Origin of the sequence: Brachybacterium phenoliresistens (assembly GCF_000576425.1) — a bacterium.
Lineage (GTDB): Bacteria > Actinomycetota > Actinomycetes > Actinomycetales > Dermabacteraceae > Brachybacterium > Brachybacterium phenoliresistens.
The window spans coordinates 21125-44243 of record NZ_KK069990.1 but is presented as its reverse complement, the minus strand read 5'-3'; the positions used below and the strand labels follow the sequence as shown (position 1 = coordinate 44243).

The window sequence follows — 23119 nt, the reverse complement described above, 5'->3', positions numbered from 1 at the left end:
GGTCGGCTCCGGCAGCCCGGGCGTCCCCGTGCTCCTGGGCGTTCCCGTGCTGCTGGGCGAGGCGGAGGTGCTCGGCGACCCGCTCGTGGTCGGGCTGCTGCTCCCGCTCGGGGTGCCGCTGGGGGTCCCGCTCGGGGTGCCGCTCGGGGAGCTGGGCGGGGCCGAGCTGCTCGATGCCGTGGACGTCGGGGTCGAGGTCGTGCTCGGCCGCGAGGACGGCGTCCCGCTCGTCGTCGTCTCGGGGGCGCTCGGGGTCTGCTCCGGCGGCTCGGTCGATTCCGACGGCTCGGGCTGGGTCGAGTCCGACGGCTCGGGCTCGCTCGATTCCGACGGCTCGGGCTCGGTCGAGTCCGTCGGCTCGGGCTCGGGGGAGGGATCCTCCCCGGTCGGCTCCTCGGTGGGGACCGGGACCTCCTCGCCGGGGTCGGAGGGCCGCGGCCGCGGGGAGGGATCCCTGCCGGGCCGGGACCCCGATCCCTTCCCGGGCGAGGGCTCCGCGGGCTCTGCGGGATCCGAGGAGTCCTCGACATCCGCGGGGTCGGTCTCCTCGGACGTCGGGCGCTGCGACGGGGCGGAGCTGCTCGGATCGGGCGAGGGCGGATCGGGCGTCGCGGAGGGATCGGAGGCGGTCGACGGATCCGTCGACGGATCTGGGGACGGGGCGTCCGTCGACGGGGACTCCGCGTCGGAAGGCGCCGCGGCGCCGGTGCTCGGGGAGGTGGTGGTCGCCGGGCCGCCGGTGGTGTCCGTGTCGGCGGGGCGTCCGCCGAGCGGCGCGAGGGGACCGACGCCGACCAGTCCCCCGGCAGCCAGCGTCCCCACGGCGACCACGGAGGCGAGCGCCGCGACCGCTGCTGCGTAGGGTCGGCGGCGCGGGACCTCGGCGAGGGATCGGACCCCCTGGGCGCGCTTGCGCATCGGCACCTCCTGCGTCGCGGTCAGCGTACCCGGCCGTGCCGGTGCCGGGCGCTACATCTTCACGGTGCGGGCCCGCCGCGAATGCGGGTCGACGCTGGCGCCCTCGCGGTCGTGGCGCACCGTCTGGATGCGCATCCGCCAGGGGGAGATCTGCTCGGCGGCGAGCGCGAGGTGCAGCCCGCTGGTGAGGGCGCGGTTGGCGGGGGTGCGCGGCAGGGCCGCGAGCTCATCGGCCCGCTCGACCAGAAGATGGCCGGCGCCGGCGCCGCTCCAGCGGGCGGCGATCTGCGCGATCGCGGCATGCGAGTCGAGGATGCTGTGCCCGGTCTCCCGCACGGGAAGCAGGCGGGCCCGGGGCATCCTCGCGACGAGGTCCTCGGCGACGGCGCGCGGGGTGATGAGGTCGAGGTCGCCGCTGAGCACCAGGGCGGGCACCCCGATCTGCGCGCTGAGGGCACGCAGGTCCAGCTCCTCGCCGGCGAACTCGGGCACCCCGCGGGTGCGCTGCGCGCTGACCTGCAGGGCGTCCAGCGGCCCGCCGTCGGCGTGGCGTCCCTGCCCCAGGCTGGTGCGGGAGATGTGCGCGACGAGGTCGTGCTCGCACACGTAGGGGGCCGACTGCAGCCAGTCCTGCGCGAGCACCTGGCGCACGCTGCGCCAGGTGAGGGATCCGCGACCGGTCACCAGCAGGTCCACGAGGTCCCGCACCGCGCCGATCCCGCCGTACTCGTGGACGGCGAGGATCACGCTGCCCGCGTGCGGGCCGTCGATGTCCCCGGAGGCGACGAGCCTCCGCAGGGCCGCCGCGATGGTGTCGGTGCGCAGGTCCTCGCCGTGCCAGTACAGGCGGCGCAGCTCCGCCTGCGCGACCACCTCGTCATCGGCCGAGGTCAGAGGCGAGTCCAGGACGAGGGAGTGCACCCGCTCGGGGTGCAGGGCCGCCAGGCCCAGGGCGAGGTAGGCGCCGTAGCCGACCCCGAGGACGACGGCCTGCTCGACCTTCCCGTGCTCGAGGACGGCGGCGAGGTCGTCGATCGCCTCGCGCACGCGCATGGCGCTCGCAGGCAGGTCGTGGCCCTGCGCATCCAGGCGCGAGAGGCCCACGCCGCGGTGCTCGACCATCAGCACGTCCAGACCGGCGGCGCTGAACGTGCGGCGCAGCGGGTCGTAGGGCAGCACGGAGGCCATCGCCGGGCCGTCGGGGATGATCAGGACGGGCACGGGCGCGCCGCGCCGCGCCGGCATGCGCGAGTAGCGCAGCGGGAACAGCCGCGGGTCCTCCGCGCTGATCGGCCGATACACGGTGACCAGATCGTTGCGGATCTGGAGCAGCTCGTCCTGGCCCGCCCGGTCGAGGATGCGCTGGGCGCTCACGGCGCGCCCGGCTCGCTCCCCCGCGGCTGCGAGCGGCCGATGCTCGCCCACAGGAAGGTGTACAGGAGGGCGTTCATCCGGGCCGCCTGCTCGTTCGTCGCGGCCCCGCCGTGCCCGCCCTCGATGTTCTCGAAGGAGCGGACATCGGCCCCCAGGGACTCCAGAGCGGCGACCAGCTTGCGGGCGTGCCCGGGGTGGACGCGGTCGTCGCGCGTGGAGGTGAGCACGAAGGTCGGCGGGTACTCGACGCCCTCGCGCAGCAGGTGGTAGGGGCTGAAGGTGCGGATGAACTCCCAGTCGTCGGTGTCCGGGTCGCCGTACTCGGCCATCCAGGAGGCGCCGGCGAGCAGGTGGGAGTACCGCTTCATGTCCAGCAGCGGGACCTGGATGATGACGGCGCCGAACAGCTCCGGGTACTGGGCGAGCATGTTCCCGGTGAGCAGGCCGCCGTTGGATCCGCCGCGCACCGCGAGGTGCTCGCGGTCGGTGACGCCGCGCTCGAGGAGGTCCTTCGCCACGGAGGAGAAGTCCTCGTAGGCGCGGTGGCGGTTCTCGCGCAGGGCGGCCTGGTGCCAGGCCGGCCCGTACTCGCCGCCGCCGCGGATGTTCGCCACCACGTAGGTGCCGCCGCGCTCGCACCAGGCCTTGCCGATGGCGCCCAGGTAGGAGGGCGTCAGCGAGATCTCGAAGCCGCCGTAGCCGTACAGGAGGGTGGGCGCGGCCTGCCCGCCCCCGTCGGCCGGGCCGATCTGGAAGTAGGGCACGCGGGTGCCGTCGTCGCTGGTGGCGAAGTGCTGGGTGACCTCGAGGCCGCTCGCGTCGAAGCGCTCCGGGGTGGACTTGATCAGCTCGAGCTCCCCGGCCGGCCCTCCGGCAGCGGCCTCGGCGAGGTCGCCCAGCAGCAGCCGGGTCGGGGTGAGGAAGCCGGTGTCGGTGACCCAGACGCGGTCGTCCTCGTCGGAGTCGACGGCGCTGACGCCGAGGGCGCCGGACAGCTCGGGGTACAGCTCCTGCCCCGTCCACTCGCCGTTCTCGTCGCGCACGTGCAGCTCGAGGCGGTCGATCACGTCCTCGAGGACGGTGAGCACGACGGTGCCGCGGGTCAGCGTCATGCCCTGCAGCGAGGTCGAGGGGGTGGGGGTGAACAGCTCGTGCAGCTGCGCCTGGCCGCGCAGGAAGGCGTCGAAGTCCCCGACCACCAGGGAGCCGGCCGGGTGGACGACGCCGTCCACCTCCCAGTCGCTGCGCGGCGAGAAGACGGCCAGGTCGCGATGGGCATTGGCCTCCATGTCCCGGGGCACGTCCAGGGCGGTGAGGGTCGCGGGGCTCGTGGAGCGGTCCAGCAGATGCACGGTCGTGTCGTAGAAGGCGTGCATCTGGATCACCCAGTCGCGCTCCCAGCCGGGGGTGGAGTCGTGGGAGACGAACACGCCCATGTCATCCTCGGCGGCCTCGAAGACGAGCTCGGCCTCGGTCAGGTCCGTGCCGCGGCGCCAGATGCGGGCCTGGCGCGGATACCCGGAGGTGGTCAGGGTGCCCTCGCCGAAGTCGGTGGCGATCAGCAGCGTGTCCTCGTCGATCCAGCTCGCGTGCCCCTTGGCCTCGGGCCGCACGAAGCCGCCCTCGGCGGCGGGCACGAAGGCGCGCGCGTCGAGGTCGAACTCGCGGGTCACGTCGGCGTCGGAGCCGCCCCGCGACAGGGTCACCAGGGCGCGGCGGTAGGGCTCGCCCTCGGCGGGGCGCAGCAGGGAGGCGCCGTGCCACACCCAGCTCTCGCCCTCCTCCTCGCCCAGCGCGTCGACGTCCAGCAGCACGTCCCAGACGGGCTCGTCGGTGCGGTAGGAGTCCAGGGTGGTGCGCCGCCACAGGCCGCGCTCGTGCTCGGCGTCGGTCCACAGGTTGTAGAGGTGCTCCCCGCGCTTGACGACGGCGGGGATGCGGTCCTTGGCGTCGAGGATCTCGCGGATCTCGCGCTGGAGGCTGCGGGCGAGGCTCTCGCCGTCGGGCCCGGGCACGGCGTCGATCTCCGCCTCGGCCCGGGCGTTGCGCTCGCGCACCCAGGCCAGGGCCTCCTCGCCGGTGACGTCCTCGAGCCGCTGCCAGGGGTCGCTGCTGCCGTCGGGGGCGGGCAGCTGCGGGGCGGGGGGCGGGGTGGTCATCGGGTCTCCTCCGGGGCGTCGGGTCGGGTGCTCAGGTGCTGGGCGAAGTCGGACAGGACGGTCTTCCAGGCGCTCTTCCAGGTCTCGCGCTCCGCGGCGGTGGCGAGCTGCTTGTGCTCGACGGCGACGGTGCTGCGCGGTCCGGCGGCCGCGGCGCGGGCGCCGCCTGCGGGCGCGGCGCTGATGTTCACGGAGAGCTGCGAGCCGTCCTGGACGTCGGCGCGCCAGTAGCGCCACCGGTCGCTGGCGCTGCGCCGGCCGGGCCCCAGGCCCAGCTCCTCGCGGCGGGCCTCGTCGGCGAAGGCGTCCCAGGCCTCGGCGACGGCGTCGAGGTCCCCGGCCACGGTGCGGGAGGCGCTCGCGGCGTACTCGCCCGTGCAGCTCTGCCCCACCTCGCGGCGGCCGATCCACTGCTCGTAGGCGACGGTGACGCCCTGCGCCCACCATTCGGTGATCTCCCAGCGCTGCGGGAGCTCGCGGGCGATGCTCGCATGGTCCAGCTCGGGCCCGCCGAGGGCGTCGATGCGGCGTGCCCATTCGAGGAAGTCGGTGCCGGTCGCGGCCGAGATCGCCCTCGCGCGCGGCGGCAGGGGACGGTCCTGTCTCGTCATGTCCGCCACAGTACTTCGTCTGGGAGACTGGCCGTATGTCCTCTCGACCCGCCCGCCGTGCCCTGCTGCTGGGCATGCCGGCCCTCGCGGCCCTGACCTCGTGCTCCCCCGGGGGCGGGAGCGGGGCTCCCTCCGACGCGGCCGATGGGCCCGCGGGGTCCGACGGCGGCGGGGCAGGTGATGCGACATCGGCCCCGGGGTCCGCGAGCCCGACGACGGCTCCGCCGAGCGCCGCCGAGCAGGCGCTCGCGGAGATGAGCGTGCGCGAGCAGGCCGCCCAGCTGGTGCTGGTGGGGGTGCGGGCGGGCGAGTCCTTCCCCGAGGAGTCGGTCTCCGGGCTCGGGCTCGGCGGGTTCTTCCTGCTGGGCCGATGGTCGGAGGTCCCCGCCGTCGTCGAGACGGTCGCCTCCGCCCGCGCGGCCGTCGGCGAGGCGCCCGCGCCGCTGCTCGCGGTGGACCAGGAGGGCGGGCGGATCCGCATGCTGCGCGGGGACACGGCGCGGGAGACCCCGAGCGCCGAGGAGCTCGGCGAGGAGGGGCCCGAGGCCGTCACCGCCGCCTACCGCAGCATCGGCGAGGACCTCTCGGCCCTGGGCCTGCACGTGGACCTCGCCCCGGTGGCGGACGTGGTCGATCCCGAGCTCGGCGAGGACAACGCGCCCGTGGGCGCCCTCGAGCGCGGCTTCGGCACCGAGCCGCAGCAGGTGGCCGCGTGCGTGCGCGCCGCCGTCGAGGGCCTGGGCGAGGTGGGCATCGCCGCGACGCTCAAGCACTTCCCGGGGCTGGGCCGGGTGCGGGAGAACACCGACTTCTCCGCCGAGGGCGTCACCGACGGGACGACCACCGCGGAGGACCCGTTCCTGGAGCCCTTCGCCGAGGGCATCGCCGCCGGGGCCGAGATCGTCATGACCTCGAGCGCCCACTACGCGCAGATCGACCCCGGCGTCCCGGCGATGTTCTCCCCCGCCGTGGTGCGCGACCTGCTGCGGGGGCGGATGGGCTTCACGGGCCTGGTGATCACCGATGACATCGGCTCGGCGAAGGCCGTCGCCGACGTCCCCGTGGCCGAGCGCGCCGCCCGGGTCCTGGAGGCCGGCGGCGACGCCGTCCTCACCGCGGACCCGACGATCGCCGGCGAGCTCGTCGACGCGGTCGAGGAATGGGCGGGGACCTCCGAGGAGGCCGCCGCGCACCTCGCCGAGGCCGCCGGCCGCGTGCTGCGGCTCAAGGAGCGCTTCGGCCTGCTGGCCTGAACAGGCCCCCCGATCAGCCCGCCGAGAGCGTGATCAGGTGGTTCAGCGGGCCGTGGCCCGTGCCGGGGGTGCGGGAGAGCTCCCAGGTCTGCGCGTCGATCATGGTGCTGGCGAGGAACTCCCGCGCGGAGGCGATGATCGTGATGTCGTCGTCCTGCGTGCCCTCGCTGCCCACCTGGTCGTCCTGGCCGGTGCGGCCGAACTCCTCCACCCGCGCGTACTGCGCGGCGATCGCGGCGGTGAGCGTCGCGCCCGCCCCGCGGGTGTGCGCCGAGTCCACGCGGGCGCTGCGCAGCACATCGGTGCCGCCGGGGTGGACGAGCACGTCCACGGCATCGGCGCCGCCCAGCCGCGCGCCGGTGACCAGCACGCTGCGCGGGCCCAGCTCGCGCAGGGCCAGGGCGTGCTCGCGCAGTCCCTCCGCATCGGTCGCGGGGGCGCGGCCCAGCAGCTGCCCGGCCTCGAGGGTGTTGGCGACCAGGACGTCGACCTGCGGCACCAGCTCGGCGGCGAGGACGGCGGCGCCCTCCGCGGTGATCAGGGCGGTGCCGTCGAGGTCCACCATCACGGCATCCAGCACGAGGGTGCCCAGCTCCGCGCGGTGCTCGCGGACGCGGCGGGAGACCTCCGTGGCCGCGGCCGCGCCGCCGAGGGCGCCGATCTTCGTCGCATCGGGCCGCACATCGGCCAGGACGGCGTCCAGCTGCGCGCCGACGACGTCCCCCTCCAGGCGGTGCAGGGAGCGGACGCCCTGGGTGGAGCCGACGGCGATCATGGTGGTCACGCCCGCGCCGTAGACGCCGAGAGCGGTGAGGGTCTTGAGATCGGCCGCGAGCCCGGAGGCGCCGAGCGGATCGGAGGCGGAGATGCTGAGCACGAGTGGCGGGCGCATGAGCGGACCATAGCAAGGGCAGCTGTCGGGGACGTGGGCGGCCCGCGTGCGAGAATCGTGGTCGAGCACGCACGGACGCCTGAGGAGGAAGCCCGATGACCCAGCCTCCCGGCGGCATGCCCGCGCAGGGCCTGCCGGACTTCACCGCGGCCGGGAGCCCGGCCGGCGCCTCCCTCCCGGACTACGCGGCCCAGGCCCAGGAGCCCGGCCCGCTCAGCGCCCCGGGGCCCAGGGCGCGCTCCCGGGCCCTGGTGATCGTGCTGTCGGTGATCGGCTCGGCCGTGGTGCTCCTGGCGATCGTGGCCCTGGTGCTCTCGCAGACCGTCTTCAAGGGCCCCGAGGCCGGGCCGACGGCCGCCCCTGCCACCGGGGAGCAGCGCACCGAGCGGGGCGAGGGCGAGTACGTCCCGGACCAGAACGACCCCGACATCGCCCCTCCCCCGCCGATCTTCACGCAGAAGCCGACCACGGACTGCTGGATCCCGGACTGGCGGCCCGGCGAGGACTCCTCCCCCGGCACGATCCGCGGCGGGGACCTCGAGTACACGATCCCGGACGGATGGGACTACCCGTGGGGCTCCGGCGGCCTGCCCTACATGGACCAGACCAACGCGCAGGGTCGCAACGTCGAGGGCAGCTGGTACTCGGTGGTCAACCTGGGCCGCGCCGTGTTCCCCGACTCCGAGGGCGGCTACCCGGGCCTGGAGCAGGCGGCCGTGACCATCTTCCAGTGCTACGCGACGACCTCCGGCGTGGTCAGCCACTTCGGGGAGTCGCCCAAGGTGACCGACTACCGCACCGAGTCGATGATCGTCGACGGCTACCCGGCGTGGATCGTGCAGGCCACCTACCACTTCGAGGACCCCGAGATCCTCGAGACCACGAGCGCCTCCGTGGTGACCTCGATCGTCGTCGAGGGCCCGAACGGCCCCAGCGCCCTGGCCTCCGACGTCGCCGCAGACCAGCCCGAGCACGTCCAGGGCCTCGAGGAGATCATCGCGAGCCTGAAGGTCGTCGGCTGAGCCCGGCCCCTACGGCCCCCCCCCCCCCCCCCCGTCCCGTCCTTCTCCTCCCTCCCCGCCCCGCATCCCGTCCCCGCGAAGGAGCACCGCCCCGATGTACACCGCACCGAAGCCTCCCCGCGGCGGCGGCGGCCGCACCCGCGCCCTGCTCTACGGAGGCATCACCTTCGCCCTGGTGTTCCTGCTCATCGTGGGCATGGCGGTGGCGTACCTGGTGGTGCGCACCGTGACGGCCGGCGGCGACCCGACCAGCGCCCCCACCACGAGCGCCACCGCGGCGACCACGACGAGCGCCTCGGCCACCCCCACCGGCGAGGTCGCCGAGGAGCGCTGCTGGGCCCCCGAGGACCAGGGCCGCAGCTCCACCAACCCCAGCGGGAAGCTGCGCGGCGGGGGCCTGCAGTTCACGCCGCCGTCGAGCTTCCCGGACCGGCACTACACGACGAACCTCCACTTCACCGAGGACAGCGCCATGGCCGTCGCGCCGGCGGCCGCGGACAGCGACTGGGTCTCCACGGTCTCGGTGGCCAAGGTCCACTGGCAGGACGGGGTCGAGTACCCGGGGGACAAGGCCGCCGCCGAGCGCATGACCGACTGCTTCATCAGCAGCTCGTGGCTGTGGAGCGAGGCCTCCGGCCGCGCGGAGTCGAACCGCAAGGGCACGGAGGTCGAGATCGACGGGATGACCGGCTACCAGGTCACCGTCGACTACCTGTTCACGAAGGGTCCCTCGGAGAGCATCACCGGCTACGCCATCACGCTCGTGGTCGTCTCCACCCCGGAGGGGCCGAGCGTCTTCCTCTCCGAGGTCCCCGTCGACAACGCCGAGCAGAAGCAGGCCGTCGCCGACGCCCTGGCCTCCGTCACCGGCATCAGCTGAGCGCCGGCGACCGGGCGAGGCCGCGGACCTCGCCCCGCCGCCTCACACCACCGCGGAGGCCAGGCGGCAGGTGTTGTCCAGCAGCCGGGTCAGGGCCGGGCGCCCCCGCCACTCCTCGAGGGTGAGCTCCCGGCTGCGAGAGCGGTAGACGTCCTCGACCTCGTGCATCTTCACCATGAAGTCGGTGCCGCCGATCATCATGGAGGACTCCATGTCCAGCAGGAACGAGCGGATATCCATGTTGGAGGAGCCGATCACCGTCACCGAGTCGTCGATGCTCACGTGCTTGGCGTGGAGGATCCCCGGCGCGGCGTACAGCTGGATCCGCACCCCGGCCTCGAGCAGGGCGGTGTAGTACGAGCGCTGGGCGTGGTACACGAGGAACTGGTCGCCGATCTCGGACACGAACAGCTCCACGTCCACGCCGCGGCGCGCCGCGGTCACCAGGGCGGAGAACATCGACTCGTCGGGCACGAAGTAGGGCGAGACGGCGACGATGCGCTCCTGGGCGCTGTAGAAGAGCTGGTTGAACAGCAGCAGGTTGTTCTCGAGGACGAAGCCCGGGCCGCTGGGCACCAGCTGGCACTCGTAGCTGCCCGTGGCGTCCGGCGCGGTGTTCACGACCGTCGCCCGGTCCAGGCTCTGCCCGGACTCGTAGAACCAGTCCGTGGCGAACAGCAGGTTCATCTCCGAGACGATCGGCCCGCCGAAGCGCACCATCGTCTCCTGCCAGCGCAGTCCGCGGCGGATGTTCGCGCGCTTGTCGTAGTGCGGGGCGATGATGTTCTGGCTGCCCATCCACCCGATGCGCCCGTCGACGATCAGCAGCTTGCGATGGTTGCGCAGGTCGGGGCGCTGGAAGGCGCCGTCGCTGAACGGCTTCACGGGCATCATCGGGAAGTGCTCGATCCCGTGGGCGTCCAGGTGCCGGCGCATGGCGCGGTAGACCGGCCAGTGGGTCACCGAGCCCAGGTGGTCGTAGAGCACGCGCACGTGCACCCCGCGGTCCGCGACCTCGGCGAGGGCGTCGAAGAAGTTCCGGGTGACGTCGTCCAGGCCCATCGTGTAGAAGAGCACGTGGACGTCCGAGGTGGCGGTGCGGATGTCCGCGGCCATGCGGTCCAGCGAGGTCTGGTAGTCGATCTCGAAGTCCGCGCTGTTGTGGCCGGTCAGGGGGAAGGCGCCGAGCTCGCGGTTCAGCCGCACGGCGGACTGCAGCCAGCTGGGGACGTCCTCGTCCAGCTCGCTGTCGGGCAGGGACTGGGCCCGCACCCGCATCAGGCGGTTGACGATCTTCTGCTTCTCGCGGCGCTTGCGCGGCAGCTCGGCCTTGCCGAGCATCAGGTACAGCGGGAACCCGACCACGGGCAGCAGCATGATGGCGAACAGCCACGCGACCGCGGAGCCGGGACGGCGGCGGCGGGGCACCACGATCACGCCGACGATGCGCAGCACGACGTCCACCGACCAGTACAGCCAGGTGAGGAGGAGGACGTAGTGCTCCGACAGCCAGCTCAGCAGCTCGTGCACGCGCGGTCTCCTCGGCTCGGACGCAGGAACGGCGGGCCCCGAGGGACCCGCCGTTCCAGCATATGCGAGAGGCCGTGCCCCTCCGGTGTCAGTCGCTGCCGCGCAGGATCGCGATGATCCGCAGGATCTCGATGTACATCCACACGAGGGTGGCGGCGACGCCGAAGGCGCAGCGCCAGGCGTAGGCGCGCGCCACGTTCCCGACGCCCGCCTGGATCTCCTCGAAGTCCATGACCAGCGAGTAGGAGGCCAGGCACACGGCGATGCCGCCGATGACCATGCCGATCAGGCCCGAGCGCAGGCTGTAGCCGGCGAAGATCATGAAGCCGATGTTCACGAGGCCGAACAGCAGGTAGGCCACCATCGCCACCATGAAGATCTTCGTCAGCAGCGGCGAGGTGCGCAGGATGCCCATCCGGAAGAAGACCAGGACGGTGCCGGCCACGGCGAAGGTCGCGATGACCGCCTGCAGGGCGATGCCGGGGTAGGTCATCTCCAGCATGCCGCTGAGACCGCCCAGCAGCAGGCCCTCGAAGACGGCGTAGACGAGCACGGCCACCGGCCCGGGCTGGCGCCGGAAGGCGTTGACCAGGCCCATCACGAGGGACCCGATGAGGCCGATGATCAGGGCGCCCATGCCGATGGCCAGACCGATCTGGGCACCGGTCTCGCCCATGACCAGGGACAGCGCGGTGGGCAGGAAGGTCACCACGGCGCCGACCACGATGATCACGCCCAGGGTGGCGGTGATCGCGTTCAGCGCATCGCGCATCGTCATGCGCCCGGTGTCGTGACCGGTCGCGGCGGGGCGTGCGTAGAGGGTCTCGAGATCCTCCTGGGGCGCCTGGTACGGCTGCCAGGACTGGGCCTGCTGGCCGGCGCCCGCGTAGGCGGGCTGATGCAGCTCCTTGTCTCGACCGAAGATGATGTTGTGGCGGGCCATGTCGCTCCTTAGCTGGCACGTGCGTGCGATGCGGCACATGCTACCGGGGCAACCCGGGCGCCAGCTGGGCCTCCGCTCTGGGCGCAATGGGGGCGGCGGACGCACGGGGCGCGGCGGACCCACGGGGCGCGGTGGCCGCACGGGGCGCCCGCCCGGCGGCCCCGACGGTCACACCGAGCCGACCACGTCCCGGAAGCGCCGCAGCCGCGGGTCCTCGCTCTCGAAGAAGTCCTGCGGGGAGCCGTCCTGGACGATGCGGCCGTCCTCGAGGAAGACCACGCGGTCCGCGACGCGGCGGGCGAAGGCGAGCGAGTGGGTGACGACCACCAGGGTGCGGTCCTCCGCGGCGAGGTCCGCGAGCACGGCGACGACCTCCGCCGCGAGCTCGGGGTCCAGCGCGGAGGTCGGCTCGTCGAACAGCAGGAAGTCGGGGTCCATCGCGAGCGCCCGGGCGATCGCGACGCGCTGCTGCTGGCCGCCGGAGAGGCGGTCGGGGTAGGCATCGGCCTTCTCCGCGAGGCCCACCTTCGCGAGCAGGCCGCGGGCCAGCTCATCGGCCGCGGAGCGGGACAGGCCGCGCGCATGGACCGGGGCCAGGGCGACGTTGCCGAGCGCCGTCAGGTGCGGGAAGAGGTTGAACTGCTGGAAGACCATGGTCGAGCGCGAGCGCACCTGGCGCACCGTGCGCCGCGGCAGGATGCCGCCGAGGTCCACGGGCCCGTCGCCCAGGTCGATGCGCCCGGCGTCCGGCGTCTCGAGCAGGTTGATGCAGCGCAGCAGGGTGGACTTCCCGGAGCCGGAGGGCCCCAGCAGCACGGTCGTGGTGCCGCGCGGCACCTCGAGGTCCACGCCGTCCAGGGCGACGAGCTCGCCGAAGGTCTTGCGGATCCCCGTCAGTCGCAGCGGCGCGCCCGCGGTGCGGCCGGCGGCGGGACGGTCAGCTGCTGCGGACATGGACGGACACCTTCCTCTCGAGCACGCCCTGCAGGATGCTCAGCAGGGAGACGATCACCAGGTAGATGAGGGCGACCAGGGTGTACATGATCAGCGGCTCGTAGTTCGCGGCGGCGATCTGCCGACCGACCTGGAAGACGTCGGTGATGGTGATGGCGAAGACCAGGCTGGTGCCCTTGACCAGGTCGATGAAGTCGTTGGTCAGCGGCGGCAGCACGATGCGGAAGGCCTGCGGGGCGACCACCCGGCGCAGCGTCGTGGCCCGCGAGAGGTTGAGGGTCTGCGCCGCCTCGAACTGTCCGCGCGGGATCGACAGCAGGCTGGCGCGCACGGCCTCGGAGGCGTAGGCGCCCGTGTTCAGGGCGAGGGTGACCACCGCCGCCGTGAACGAGGAGAAGACGATGCCGACGTTGGGCAGGCCGAAGAACACGATGAACAGCTGGACCACCAGCGGCGTCCCGCGGAACACCCACACGTACAGCCAGGCGACCGCCTTCAGCGGCGCCGGGCCGTACAGGCGCAGCAGCGCCGTGATCACGGCGATCACCAGGGCGATCGCGAAGGAGATGAGGGACAGGGGGACGGTGGTGCGGATCGTCGCGCCCAGCAGGCGGGGCAGCGAGGAGATCCACAGGTCCAGCAGCTCGGGCACGGGCCCTCACTCCTGCGGGGAGAGGTCCTGGCCCACCCACTCCTGGTAGATGCCGGCGAGGGAGCCGTCGGCCTTCATCCCGGCGAGGATCTCGTCGACCTCCGCCAGCAGCGCCTCCTGGCCCTTCGGCATGATCACGCCGACCACGGTCTCGGTGGGCAGCTCCTCGTCCAGCAGGCGGAAGGCGGCGTCGGGGTGCTCGTCGAGGTAGGACTGGAAGGAGACGAGGTCGTTGGCGGTGGCGTCCACGCGCTCCTGCACGACCAGCTCGATGGCCTCGGCGAAGCCCTGCACGGGCACGATCTCCAGGCCCAGGCCCGTCATCTGCTCGGCCCAGTTGGAGGTCGCCGTCTGCGCGGCGCGCTTGCCCTCGAGGTCTGCGATCGCCTGCGCGCTCGAGGACTCCGGCACCGCCACACGGCCGATGGACCGCGCGTAGGGCTCGGTGAACAGGTACTTCTCCTGGCGCTCGGGGGTGATGCCCACGTTGTTGATGACCAGGTCGTACTTGTCGACGTCCAGGCCCGCGATGAGCGAGTCCCATTCGGTCTCGATGTACTCGGGCTCGGCGCCCAGGCCCTTCGCGACGGCGTCGGCGATGTCCTTCTCGAAGCCGACCAGGGCACCGGAGGCGTCGTGGAAGGCGTAGGGCTTGTAGGTGCCCTCGAGGCCGATGCGGACGGTGCCGCTGGACCGGATGCGGGCGAGGGTGTCCTCGGCCGCGGAGGAGCCGCCGTCGCTGACGACGGACCCGTCCTCGGAGCGGTTCTGGGCCGGACCGCAGGCGGCCAGGAGGGCGGCCAGGCCGGTGCCGCTCGCGGCGACGAGGGTGGTGCGGCGGGACAGGGAGGTCATCTCAACTCCAGGGGGTGGGGGCGGGGTCAGCGGGCGGCGGCGAGGGCCTGGTCGAGGTCCTCGATGAGGTCGGCGACGTCCTCGATGCCGACGGACAGCCGCAGCAGCTCCTGGCTGATGCCGGCCTCCGCCTGCGCCTCGGGCGTCATGGCCTCGTGCGTCATGGTGGCGGGGTGGCAGATCAGCGACTCCACGCCGCCGAGGCTCACCGCGTAGGCGGGGTACTTCAGGGCCCGCAGGAACGCGACGCGGTCCAGCTCGGGGGCCAGCTCGAAGGAGAGCACGGCGCCGGGGCCGGTGGCCTGGGAGTCGTGGATGCGCGCCTCCTCCTCGCTGAAGGAGCCGGGCACGTGCACCGCGGCGATCGCCGGGTGCTCGCGCAGGTGCTCGGCGATCGCGACGGCATTGGCCTGCTGGCGCTCCAGGCGCAGCGGCAGGGTCTTGATGGTCTGGATCAGGCGGTAGGAGTCGAAGGGCGGCAGCACCCCGCCGAGGGCCTTCTGCGCGAGGGCGAAGCGGGCGGCGAGGTCGGCGTCGTTCGTGGTGATGGTGCCGGCGAGGATGTCGGAGTGGCCCGAGAGGAACTTCGTCGCCGACTGCACGACGACGTCGGCCCCGAGCTCGAGGGGGCGCTGCAGCACCCCGGTCATGAAGGTGTTGTCCACGATGACGAGGGCGCCGTGGCGGTGGGCGAGCTCCACGATGCGCCGCAGGTCCGTGATGCGCAGGGTCGGGTTCGCCGGGGTCTCCACGAAGACGATGCGGGTGCGCTCGGTGAGGTCGTCGTCGGTGAGGGTGCCGAGGTCCTCGACGAAGCGCGGGGTCAGCCCGCGGGCCGCGAAGTACTTGTCGACCAGGCGGTACGTCCCGCCGTACACGCCGGCGGAGAGGATCACCTCGTCCCCGACCTCGAGGATCGAGAACGCCGCGGCGGTGGCCGCCATGCCGGTGGCGAAGGCGAAGCCGTGCTCGGCGCCGTCCAGGACCGCGAGGACCCGTTCGAGCTGCGCCCGGGTGGGGTTGGAGCCGCGCTGGTAGGCGTAGGGGCCATCGGCCGTCTCCGGGTCGAGCTCGAAGGTCGAGGCGAGGTGGAGGGGCGGCACGACCGCTCCGTGCTCGTGGTCGCGCAGGGTCTGCACAGCGGCGGTCTGGATGTGCACGGATGATCCTCCGGATCGGCTCGGTCAGGCGGTGGCTGCAGCCACTGTATGCCCGGGCCGGGCCGACCGGAGGAGGTCGATGACGCTGTGTGTCAAGCCGCGGCGCTGATCAGGCCGCGGTGATGATCAGGCCGCGGTGCGCTGGCGGGAGGTGAGGGCGATGTCCGCGCTCTCCAGCTGCGCGAGGCGGCGGCGGGAGCGGATCCGCAGCAGCGCCAGGGCGGTGACGACCATGCCCATGCCGAGCACCGACAGGGCCAGGGCGATGAGGATCGGCGCCTCGAAGCCGAAGCCCGCGGCGATGACGGCGCCGCCGAGGGCCGCGCCCAGGGCGTTGGCCACGTTGAAGGAGGCGTGGTTCAGCGAGGCCCCCAGCACCTCGCTGCGGCCGGCGATGCGGATCAGCCAGGTCTGCATCGGCGGGATCAGCACCGCGTTGGCCAGGTTCACCAGGAAGAAGGTGAGGATCAGGCCGCTGGGGCTGTGCGCGCTGAGGACCATGGCCACCAGCGCGCCGATGTACACCGGGAAGGTGCCCAGCAGCGTCCCGAACAGGGAGCGGTCCGCCGCCCAGCCGCCGAGCAGGTTGCCGATGGTCATCCCGAGGCCCGCCGCGGCCAGCAGCCAGGGCACGAAGCTCGCGGGCGCCCCGGCGACGTTCTGGGCGATGTCGGAGATGTAGCTGAAGACCGCGAAGGCGCCGGCGAAGCCGATCGCGGCGATGCCCATGACGACCCACAGCTGCAGGCGGCGGAAGGCCCGCAGCTCGTCGATCAGGCGCCGGCCCACGGGCTTCTCCTGGCGCGGGACGGCGCGCACCAGCAGGATCACGGTCGCCCCGAAGATGAGGGCGATGATGCCGTAGGCGACGCGCCATCCGGCGGCCTGCCCGATCGCGGTGAGCACGGGGACGCCGGCGAGGTTCGCGACGGTCAGCCCGGACATCGCCAGGGCGACGCCCTTGCCCTGGTTGCCGGGCCCCATGAGGCTGGCGGCGAGCAGGGAGGCGAGCCCGAAGTAGGCGCCGTGGGGGACGCCGGCGACGAAGCGCGCCAGCAGGCCCAGCTCGAAGGTCGGCATGAGCGCGGACAGGAGGGTGCCGAGCGCGAGGGCCCCGGCCATCAGCACGATCATGCGGCTGCGGCTCATGGTCACGGCCAGCAGGGCGAGGGTCGGGGCGCCGACGACGACGCCGAGCGCGTAGGCGCTGATCATGAGCCCCGCGTGGGCGATGCCCTGCTCGGGGTCCACGGCCATGGTGTCCGGCAGGAGGCTCTGGGCGATGCCCGGGAGCAGCCCCATCGAGACGAACTCGGCGCTGCCGATCCCGAATCCGCCGAGCGCCAGCGCGAACAGCGCGTAGCGGCGGCGCGCCGTCGAGATCTCCGGCTTCTGTACGACTGGCGTCGCGATGGATTCCGTCATGGGTGCACCTCCCGGCTCACGATGGGGTCATGTCCGGACGTGACGTGCATCCGGGCACAAGAAAAGAGCGCGGACGGTGCTCAACCACGGTGTCCGACGCTCGTCCCGAAATGCTACGGGCCCTGCGACGGTGCATGCCAGAGGAATGGGGGCCGCGGGGCCGATGCGGCGCCTCCGTGATCAGGACATGCACCGATGTGCGCAGGAATCGGCTTTCCCGGGCGTGCGCCTCGTGAGCGGAGTTACCCTCCGGTATGCACGGGGGTGGCGCCGCTCACGCCGGGCGCGGGCCGAAGATCGCCGAGCCGACGCGGACGATGCTCGCGCCCTCCTCCACGGCGATCTCCAGATCCCCGCTCATGCCCATCGACAGGTGCTGCACCGCGGGGTCGGCGAGCTCGTCGCGCAGCTGCCGGAGGCGGGACAGCGACGCGCGCACGGCCCCGGTCTCGCTCGTGTTCGCGCCGATGGTCATGAGGCCCGCCGGCACGAGCATGCCGCCTTCGCGCAGCCGGTCGACGGCGGCGGCGATCTCCGCCGGGTGCGGAGGGTAGCCGCCCTTGGACTCCTCCCCCGAGGTGTTGACCTGCACGAGGACCTTCCGCGTGAGGCCCGCGGTACGGGCGCGGCGCTCGAGGGCGTCGATGATGTCCGGGCGGTCCACGCTGTGGATCATGGAGGCGAAGGCGACGACGTCGCGTGCCTTGTTCGTCTGCAGGCGGCCGATGAAGTGGCGAGGCACGTCGAGTCCGGCGAGCGCCGGATCGGCATGCTTGGCGATCTCCTGGGCCCGGTTCTCCCCCACCGCGACCTGGCGGCCGCGCGACCGCACCAGGGCCACGGCCTCGGCGATCTCGGCGGGGGTGCGGGACTTGGTGGCCAGCAGCAGGAGGATCTCGCGCCCGTCGCGTCCGTTGCGCTGCGCGGCGGCGTCGATGCGGGCGAGGACCGCGTCCAGGCGCGCGGCGAGGTCAGGGTCGGGCGTGGAGGTCATGGGGTCATTGTTCCGCACCGCGGGGATCGGCCGGCCGGGCGATCCTCGTCTCGACCACGATCAGCGCGATCACGACGGCCGCACCGGCCAGGGCCAGCAGGATCGGGGCGGCCAGCGGCGCGCTCGGGGCGAGCAGGGCGCCGTGCCCCTCGGCCGAGCCGGTCCCGCCCTGCCAGGGCCACAGGGCCCGCAGGGAGCCGAGCATGAGGCCCGTCATCGCCAGCAGGGTGGCGCGGCGGTGGGTGTGCAGCAGGCGGCTGATGATCTGCACGATGGTGAGCAGCCCGAGCACGGCCCCGGCGCCGAAGACGGCGACGTAGCCCAGGTCCCGCTCGTCGACCGCCTGCAGGGTGGGCGAGTACAGGCCGATGGCGAGCAGGAAGAACGATCCCGAGACCCCGGGGACGACCAGCGCGCAGACCGCGACGGCGGCGGCGAGGAACACCATCCAGATCGGCGGATCGGCGAGGGTCCCGCCGCCGGCGAGACCCACCAGGGCGAAGGCCACCGCCGCCGGCACCGCCACCACCGCGATGTCGCGCACCGCGCCTGCCGCGCCGCCCCGGCCCGCGGGCAGGAGGCGGATCGGGACCACGAGGCTCGCGGCGACCAGCCCGAAAAACAGGCCGCGGGAGCTGATCGGGTTGTCGGCCACGAGATGCTCGACGACGCCGGCGGCCAGGAGCACCGCGGCGGCCATGCCGGCGAGCATCGGCAGCACCAGCCAGCCGTCGACCCGGCGCAGGTTCTGCAGGAAGCCGGCCCGGCGGTCCGGCCCCTTCACCAGGGCCACGGCCGCGGCGATGAGGTGGTGCGCGGCCTCGATCGCCCGCTCGTACACGCCGGTCACCAGCGCGACGGTCCCGCCGGAGACCCCGGGCACCAGCTCGGCCATCCCGATCAGCGCTCCGCGCACGGCGTTCAGCGGTGCCTGGGCGGGACGGGCCCGCGGTGCGACGGGAGACGTCGACGACGGCGCGGACGGGGTGGGGGCGGAGTCGCGCATGCGTCTCTCCTCGGGCCGGGGACGGGACCTTCTCACGATAGAGGCCCCGGATGGGAGCTCCCCGCGTGCCCCCAGCGGGACTCGAACCCGCACTGCGCCGCTTTTAAGGCGGCCGCCTCTGCCGATTGGGCTATGGGGGCCCTCTCGCACCCCGATCGGGTGCGCAGGCACAGCCTATGCTGGTGGGCACCATGCCAGCTCAGCCCAGGTCCCTCGCCGATGCGCTGCGCACGTTCACGGACGAGCAGCTGCAGCATCTGCTCGATGCGCGCCAGGACCTGCTCGCCCCGCTCCCGCAGGGCATCGGCCCGCTCGCGGCGCGCGCCGCCTCCGCGCCCAGCACCCAGCGGGCTCTGCTGCGGCTGGACCGCCCCGCGCTGCAGGTCGTCGAGGCCCTCGCGGTGCTGCCCGAGCCGGTGCGCCCCGAGGACCTCGCCCCCGCCGTGGGCGCCGATCCGCAGGACCTCGCCCCGGTGCTGGAGCGGCTGCGCGGCCTCGCCCTGGTGTGGGGCACCGAGCAGCTGCGCCTGGTCCGTGCCCTCCGCGAGGGCCTGCGCCATCCCGCGGGCCTCGCGCCCGCCCTGGAGGGCGATCCCTCCGATCAGGAGGCGGCGGAGCTGGTCGAGCGCGCCCGCCGGCGCGGCCCGGAGATCGCCGCCGCGCTCGAGGCCCTGGCCTGGGGCCCGGCGCGGCTCGAGGCCGGGCAGAGCCCCCTGGCCGCGGTCCTGGCGGAGGCGCGGGTCGCCGTGCCCGGGACCGGGGACGTGCTGAGGATCCCTCGCAGCGTGCATCGCGTGCTGCGCGAGGGACGCGTGCATCGGCGCCTCGCGGCCGAACCTCCGCGGCTCGAGGCCGTCGAGGTGCGCGAGCGCTTCGCCGGGTCCCGGACGGCGCAGGCGGTCGATGCGGCCTTCGAGGCGCTGCGGATCGCCGGGACCATCGGACGCTGGGATGCGGAGGGCCCGGGGGTGCTCACCCGCGGCGGCCTGCCGCAGCGCGAGCTGCGCCGGCTCGCGGAGGAGGCCGATGCGCCCCTCTCCGACTACGTCACCGTGCTGCAGTCGTGCTGGACGGCGGGCCTCGTCGGCCATGACGGGCTGACCTGGCAGCCCACGCGGGACTGGGATCTGTTCCTCGAGCGCTCCGCCGAGCAACGCTGGGCCGAGCTGGTGCTGGGCTGGTGCCGCAGCGAGGACCTGCCGTCCCTGGTCGGCACCTCGGATGCGCAGGGTCCGGTGCGGCCGGCGCTCTCCGCGGTGACCCGCCGCCCGGGCTGCCGTGCGCGCCGCCGCTCCCTGCTGGATCTGCATGCGCGGCTGCGGCAGGACCGGCCCGATGCCGCCGCCGAGGAGGGCTCCCTGGTCGAGGCCCTGGCGTGGCACCATCCGCTGGTCCCCCGCCCCGTGCTCGAGCAGGAGGTCACGGCGTTCCGCCAGGAGGCGGCGGCGCTGGGCCTGGTCCTCGCGGGGGTCCTGTCCGAGCTCGGGGCCGCGCTCGCCGAGGTGGAGGGCCTCCCGGAGGCGGAGGCCGATGCGCGTCTGGTCGAGGCCCTGGCCCGCCATGCCCCGGCGCCGGTGGACGAGGTGCTCCTGGACGCGGACCTCACCGCGGTCATCCCGGGGCGGCCGTCCCCGCGGCTGGCCGTGCTCGAGCAGTGGACGGAGCCGGTCTCCCGCGGAGGAGGACTCACGCTGCGGTTCACCCCGCAGTCCGTGCGCCGCGCCCTGGACGCGGGGGCGGATCCCGATGCCCTGCAGGAGATGCTCGCCGAGGCGTCCCGCACCCCGGTGCCGCAGGCCCTCGAGGTGCTGCTGCGCGATGAGCGCCGTCGCCACGGCCGGGTCGCCGTGATCCCGGCGGTGACCGCCGTCTCGGCGGAGGCGGAGGTGCTCTCGATCGTGGTCTCGCATCCGGAGGCGGCCTCGCTGGACCTGCACCGCATCGCCCCGACCCTCGCGGTGACGATGTCCGGGCCGGCCGCGGTGATGCGCGCGATCGAGCGGACCGGGCTGTCGGGGGTCGCGGTGGGCCGCGACGGCACGGTCAGCGCGCCGGAGCGGATCCACCGCCTGCCCGGCGCCCACCGGGAGGACACGACGGACATCGGCCCCGAGCTGCCGCTGGATCCCGCCGAGGCCGTGCTGCGCATCCGGGCGGCCGATGCGGGCGAGACCGCCGTCCCCGTGGCCGACCGCCTGCTCGACGCCATCGCCCGCAGCGCCGAGCTGCGGATCGGGATCGTCGACGGCCGCGGCGGCATCGCCGTGCGGCAGGTCCTCCCCCTCGCCCTGGACGGCGGCCGGCTGCGGGCCCGCGACGCCGCCGACGGCGAGGAGTTCACGGTGCTCGTGCACCGTGTGACGCTGGGGTGACCTGGCCGGGGCCTCCGCCGCCGGTGCCGGGGCCGGAGCCGGAGCCGGAGCCGGAGCCGGAGCCGGGGCCACGGTCGCCGTCACCACCTCCACCGCCACCGCCGACGTCATCGTCACCGCCGACGCCATCGTCATCCCCGCCGGGACGGGGTCCGTCGCCGGGGCCGTCCGCGCCAGGTGGCGGATCGTCGGGCTCGTCGTCCTCCGGGATGAGACGGCCGAAGTGGCGGCAGTCCGCGTCGCACAGGGCGTGGGCATGGTGGAGGAAGTGCTGTTCGAGCACCTTCACGGTCATCGTCCCGATGAGGTCGACGTCGTCGAGGACGTCGCGGACGGCGTGGTGCCCGTCCCGGTTCCCGATCAGCCACCGGGTCCTGCCCGGGCCCACCGTGCCGTCGGCCGTGCCGCACTCCGCACCGGTGGCCGGAGGCAGGCGATCGGGGTCCAGGAGCCCTTCGGTCTTCTCCTGATGGTGGAACCAGCACAGCCAATGCAGGTTCTCGATCGCGGTCGCCCCGCCCGCCAGGAACTCCTGGATGTGATCGCACTCCGCCGCCAGCGAGGCCGGCCGAGCGCAGCCCGGGACGGCGCACTGCGGCCCGCGCAGGCGCAGGTGCTCCTGCATCGCGGCCGTCGGCCGGTAGGTTCCCGGGGCCAGCGGGAGGAAAGCCCCCGTCACCGGATCCGTGAGCACGCGGTACCAGACCTGCTCCCTCCCCGCGAGGGCGCGGGCCACCTCCGCCGGGACGGGCGTCGTCCCGTCCAGCATCCCGGGGGCCTCGGTGACCCCGAGCATGGTCAGCACCGGCACCGTGAGGGTGATCCGGAAGCGGTCCGCGGGCACGTCCACGCCGTCGGTATCCGGCTCGGCGCGCGTGGCCAGCAGGAACCGCAGCGTCGCCAGGGACATCGGCTTCTCGGCCGAGGCCACGGTCCCGTCGGGGTCCCACGGGACCTCCCCGCCGGTCTGCAGCGCGGCGCGCTGGGCGGCCTGCACCGCCCGCGCTGCGATGTCCAGACGGCGTGCCGCCGAGAGGATCTCGGGCGTCGGACCGGTCAGCGTCATGCAGGACAGGCCCTCCCCGATCTCCTGGACCGTCACGCTGCGCTCGACCGGGAAAGGCTCCTCGTCCTGCTGCTGGAGGGTCTCCGCCCAGGTGACCAGGGCGCGCAGACGCCGCACGAAGGTCTCCGGCGTCATGTGCAGGTCCCAGCCGGCGACGACCTCGTCGATCCCGCGCTGGAAGAGCTCCCGCAGCCTCCGGGTCATCCGCAGCATGCGCCGGAACCACGGCGCCGGGAACTGCGCGCCCTCCAGGCGCACCAGGCAGGAGGGGAAGTTCGTGACCGCGTGGTGGGCGTCGCGGATCTCGTGGACGGACTGGGACTCGGTCAGCCGCAGCGCCTCCGCCGCGATCAGGGCGTTGCAGTCGCCGTCCAGTCCGGGCTCGGGGTCCTCGTCCGGGCCGCACCAGAGCATCGACAGCGCCGCGTACTTCTCCGCCAGCCACGGCCCTTCCTTCGCCGCGATGTCCCACACCGCCTTCGCGACCCCGGACAGCAGCGGATCCCCGGCGACTCCCGCCCGGCCCGGCAGCGCCTCGCGCGACACCGTCCGCCGCACCGCACCCCGGCGGAGCTCCGCAGGCACCTGGTCCACGAACGCCTCGACGGACGCCGGGCGCGGTGCACGCCCCGGAGCGGCAGAGGCTCGAGCCCGCGAGGCGGGGTCGGACACGCCCGGGATCCGATCCTCCGACATCCCGACCACCCCTCCCTCAGCTCGACGGCCGCCTCGTCGTGGCCATTTCGATTGCCTGTTCGAAACTCAGCCTACACCCCTCACATCGTGAACGGAAGGCATCACACACCCTCTGTGGACAATCGCCGCACTCCCCTCCTCCCCATCCGGATGCCCGCCGCGGATCGGCTCGCCACCTGGGACGTCATGGTGGCCGGAATCCTCACTCCCGAGCGCAGGACTTCCGCACTCATCCTCCCCAGAACCCCTTTTTCCACCATTTCACAGCAGGACTTGACATCGGAAATTCCATCCATCGGGAGCAATCGTCCGCCTGTCCGCTGCGAGATCGTCCCCCGCCGCGCTCCCGCTGACCTC

General features: G+C 73.6%; 19 protein-coding genes and 1 tRNA gene. 5 read left to right on the top strand and 15 right to left on the bottom strand.

All coding sequences use genetic code 11. The annotated features are described in order from the left end of the window. The first annotated feature begins 28 nt into the window (after positions 1–28). Complete coding sequence (locus tag BF93_RS05470; RefSeq protein ID WP_038371206.1) at positions 29–862, top strand: hypothetical protein; 834 nt, start codon at positions 29–31, stop codon at positions 860–862. A gap of 107 nt (positions 863–969) precedes the next feature. Here BF93_RS05470 and BF93_RS05465 read toward each other — a convergent pair whose 3' ends face one another. Genes BF93_RS05465 through BF93_RS05455 form a run of 3 tightly spaced genes read right to left on the bottom strand, consistent with a single transcriptional unit; the run spans position 970 to position 5062 of the window. Continuing rightward, positions 970–2292 (bottom strand): alpha/beta fold hydrolase, encoded by a 1323-nt coding sequence (locus BF93_RS05465; RefSeq protein WP_038371408.1) that lies wholly within the window; start codon positions 2290–2292, stop codon positions 970–972. Further along, positions 2289–4451 carry a prolyl oligopeptidase family serine peptidase gene (locus BF93_RS05460; protein ID WP_051486576.1) on the bottom strand — a complete coding sequence of 721 codons (2163 nt, stop codon included), beginning with the start codon at positions 4449–4451 and terminating at the stop codon, positions 2289–2291. Before BF93_RS05460 ends, BF93_RS05465 begins: the two co-directional genes overlap by 4 nt. Then, positions 4448–5062 carry a hypothetical protein gene (locus BF93_RS05455; protein WP_038371405.1) on the bottom strand — a complete coding sequence of 205 codons (615 nt, stop codon included), beginning with the start codon at positions 5060–5062 and terminating at the stop codon, positions 4448–4450. The genes BF93_RS05460 and BF93_RS05455 overlap by 4 nt, the downstream gene beginning before the upstream one ends. A gap of 35 nt (positions 5063–5097) precedes the next feature. Between BF93_RS05455 and BF93_RS05450 the strand changes: the two genes are divergently transcribed. Then, on the top strand, positions 5098–6315 hold the full coding sequence (locus tag BF93_RS05450; protein WP_038371205.1) for a glycoside hydrolase family 3 N-terminal domain-containing protein: 1218 nt from the start codon (positions 5098–5100) through the stop codon (positions 6313–6315). 13 nt (positions 6316–6328) lie between these two features. On the opposite strand, the gene thiD is transcribed toward BF93_RS05450, so the two are convergent. After that, entirely contained in the window at positions 6329–7207 is an 879-nt protein-coding gene (thiD, locus tag BF93_RS05445) for a bifunctional hydroxymethylpyrimidine kinase/phosphomethylpyrimidine kinase (RefSeq protein ID WP_038371204.1), read from the bottom strand. 95 nt (positions 7208–7302) lie between these two features. On the opposite strand from thiD, the gene BF93_RS05440 reads away from it, so the two are divergent. Together BF93_RS05440 and BF93_RS05435 are read left to right on the top strand one after the other, a co-directional pair. After that, the gene (locus tag BF93_RS05440) at positions 7303–8229 is read left to right on the top strand and encodes a hypothetical protein (protein ID WP_038371203.1); all 927 of its coding nucleotides are present in this window, start codon (positions 7303–7305) and stop codon (positions 8227–8229) included. Between the two features lie 94 nt (positions 8230–8323). Further along, positions 8324–9109, top strand: a complete 786-nt coding sequence (locus BF93_RS05435; RefSeq protein ID WP_038371202.1) for a hypothetical protein — start codon at positions 8324–8326, stop codon at positions 9107–9109. A 42-nt stretch (positions 9110–9151) separates the two neighbouring features. Here BF93_RS05435 and cls read toward each other — a convergent pair whose 3' ends face one another. The 10 genes from cls to BF93_RS05385 all read right to left on the bottom strand — a co-directional run bounded on the left by cls (position 9152) and on the right by BF93_RS05385 (position 18768). Beyond that, positions 9152–10630 carry a cardiolipin synthase gene (gene cls, locus BF93_RS05430; protein ID WP_232226222.1) on the bottom strand — a complete coding sequence of 493 codons (1479 nt, stop codon included), beginning with the start codon at positions 10628–10630 and terminating at the stop codon, positions 9152–9154. A gap of 97 nt (positions 10631–10727) precedes the next feature. Beyond that, a complete protein-coding gene (locus BF93_RS05425; protein ID WP_038371201.1) occupies positions 10728–11582 on the bottom strand; it encodes a Bax inhibitor-1/YccA family protein in 855 nt (284 codons plus the stop codon). 168 nt (positions 11583–11750) lie between these two features. Beyond that, the gene (locus BF93_RS05420) at positions 11751–12536 is read right to left on the bottom strand and encodes an amino acid ABC transporter ATP-binding protein (protein WP_051486575.1); all 786 of its coding nucleotides are present in this window, start codon (positions 12534–12536) and stop codon (positions 11751–11753) included. Then, positions 12520–13188 carry an amino acid ABC transporter permease gene (locus BF93_RS05415; RefSeq protein WP_038371199.1) on the bottom strand — a complete coding sequence of 223 codons (669 nt, stop codon included), beginning with the start codon at positions 13186–13188 and terminating at the stop codon, positions 12520–12522. Before BF93_RS05415 ends, BF93_RS05420 begins: the two co-directional genes overlap by 17 nt. Before the next feature lie 6 nt (positions 13189–13194). Next, positions 13195–14043 (bottom strand): transporter substrate-binding domain-containing protein, encoded by an 849-nt coding sequence (locus BF93_RS05410; RefSeq protein ID WP_051486574.1) that lies wholly within the window; start codon positions 14041–14043, stop codon positions 13195–13197. 26 nt (positions 14044–14069) lie between these two features. After that, positions 14070–15203: a trans-sulfuration enzyme family protein gene (locus tag BF93_RS05405; protein ID WP_051486573.1), complete on the bottom strand. Its 1134-nt coding sequence runs from the start codon at positions 15201–15203 to the stop codon at positions 14070–14072. A 126-nt stretch (positions 15204–15329) separates the two neighbouring features. Continuing rightward, positions 15330–16628 carry an MFS transporter gene (locus tag BF93_RS05400; RefSeq protein ID WP_051486572.1) on the bottom strand — a complete coding sequence of 433 codons (1299 nt, stop codon included), beginning with the start codon at positions 16626–16628 and terminating at the stop codon, positions 15330–15332. Between the two features lie 274 nt (positions 16629–16902). Next, positions 16903–17622, bottom strand: a complete 720-nt coding sequence (locus BF93_RS05395) for a YggS family pyridoxal phosphate-dependent enzyme (protein WP_038371197.1) — start codon at positions 17620–17622, stop codon at positions 16903–16905. A 4-nt stretch (positions 17623–17626) separates the two neighbouring features. Next, positions 17627–18628: a DUF368 domain-containing protein gene (locus tag BF93_RS05390; RefSeq protein ID WP_038371196.1), complete on the bottom strand. Its 1002-nt coding sequence runs from the start codon at positions 18626–18628 to the stop codon at positions 17627–17629. A 66-nt stretch (positions 18629–18694) separates the two neighbouring features. Further along, a tRNA-Leu gene (locus tag BF93_RS05385) sits at positions 18695–18768 on the bottom strand. Between the two features lie 51 nt (positions 18769–18819). Between BF93_RS05385 and BF93_RS05380 the strand changes: the two genes are divergently transcribed. Next, complete coding sequence (locus BF93_RS05380; protein ID WP_038371398.1) at positions 18820–21000, top strand: helicase-associated domain-containing protein; 2181 nt, start codon at positions 18820–18822, stop codon at positions 20998–21000. On the opposite strand, the gene BF93_RS18845 is transcribed toward BF93_RS05380, so the two are convergent. After that, the gene (locus BF93_RS18845) at positions 20966–22660 is read right to left on the bottom strand and encodes an HNH endonuclease signature motif containing protein (protein WP_156954055.1); all 1695 of its coding nucleotides are present in this window, start codon (positions 22658–22660) and stop codon (positions 20966–20968) included. The genes BF93_RS05380 and BF93_RS18845 overlap by 35 nt on opposite strands. Positions 22661–23119: the final 459 nt, after the last annotated feature.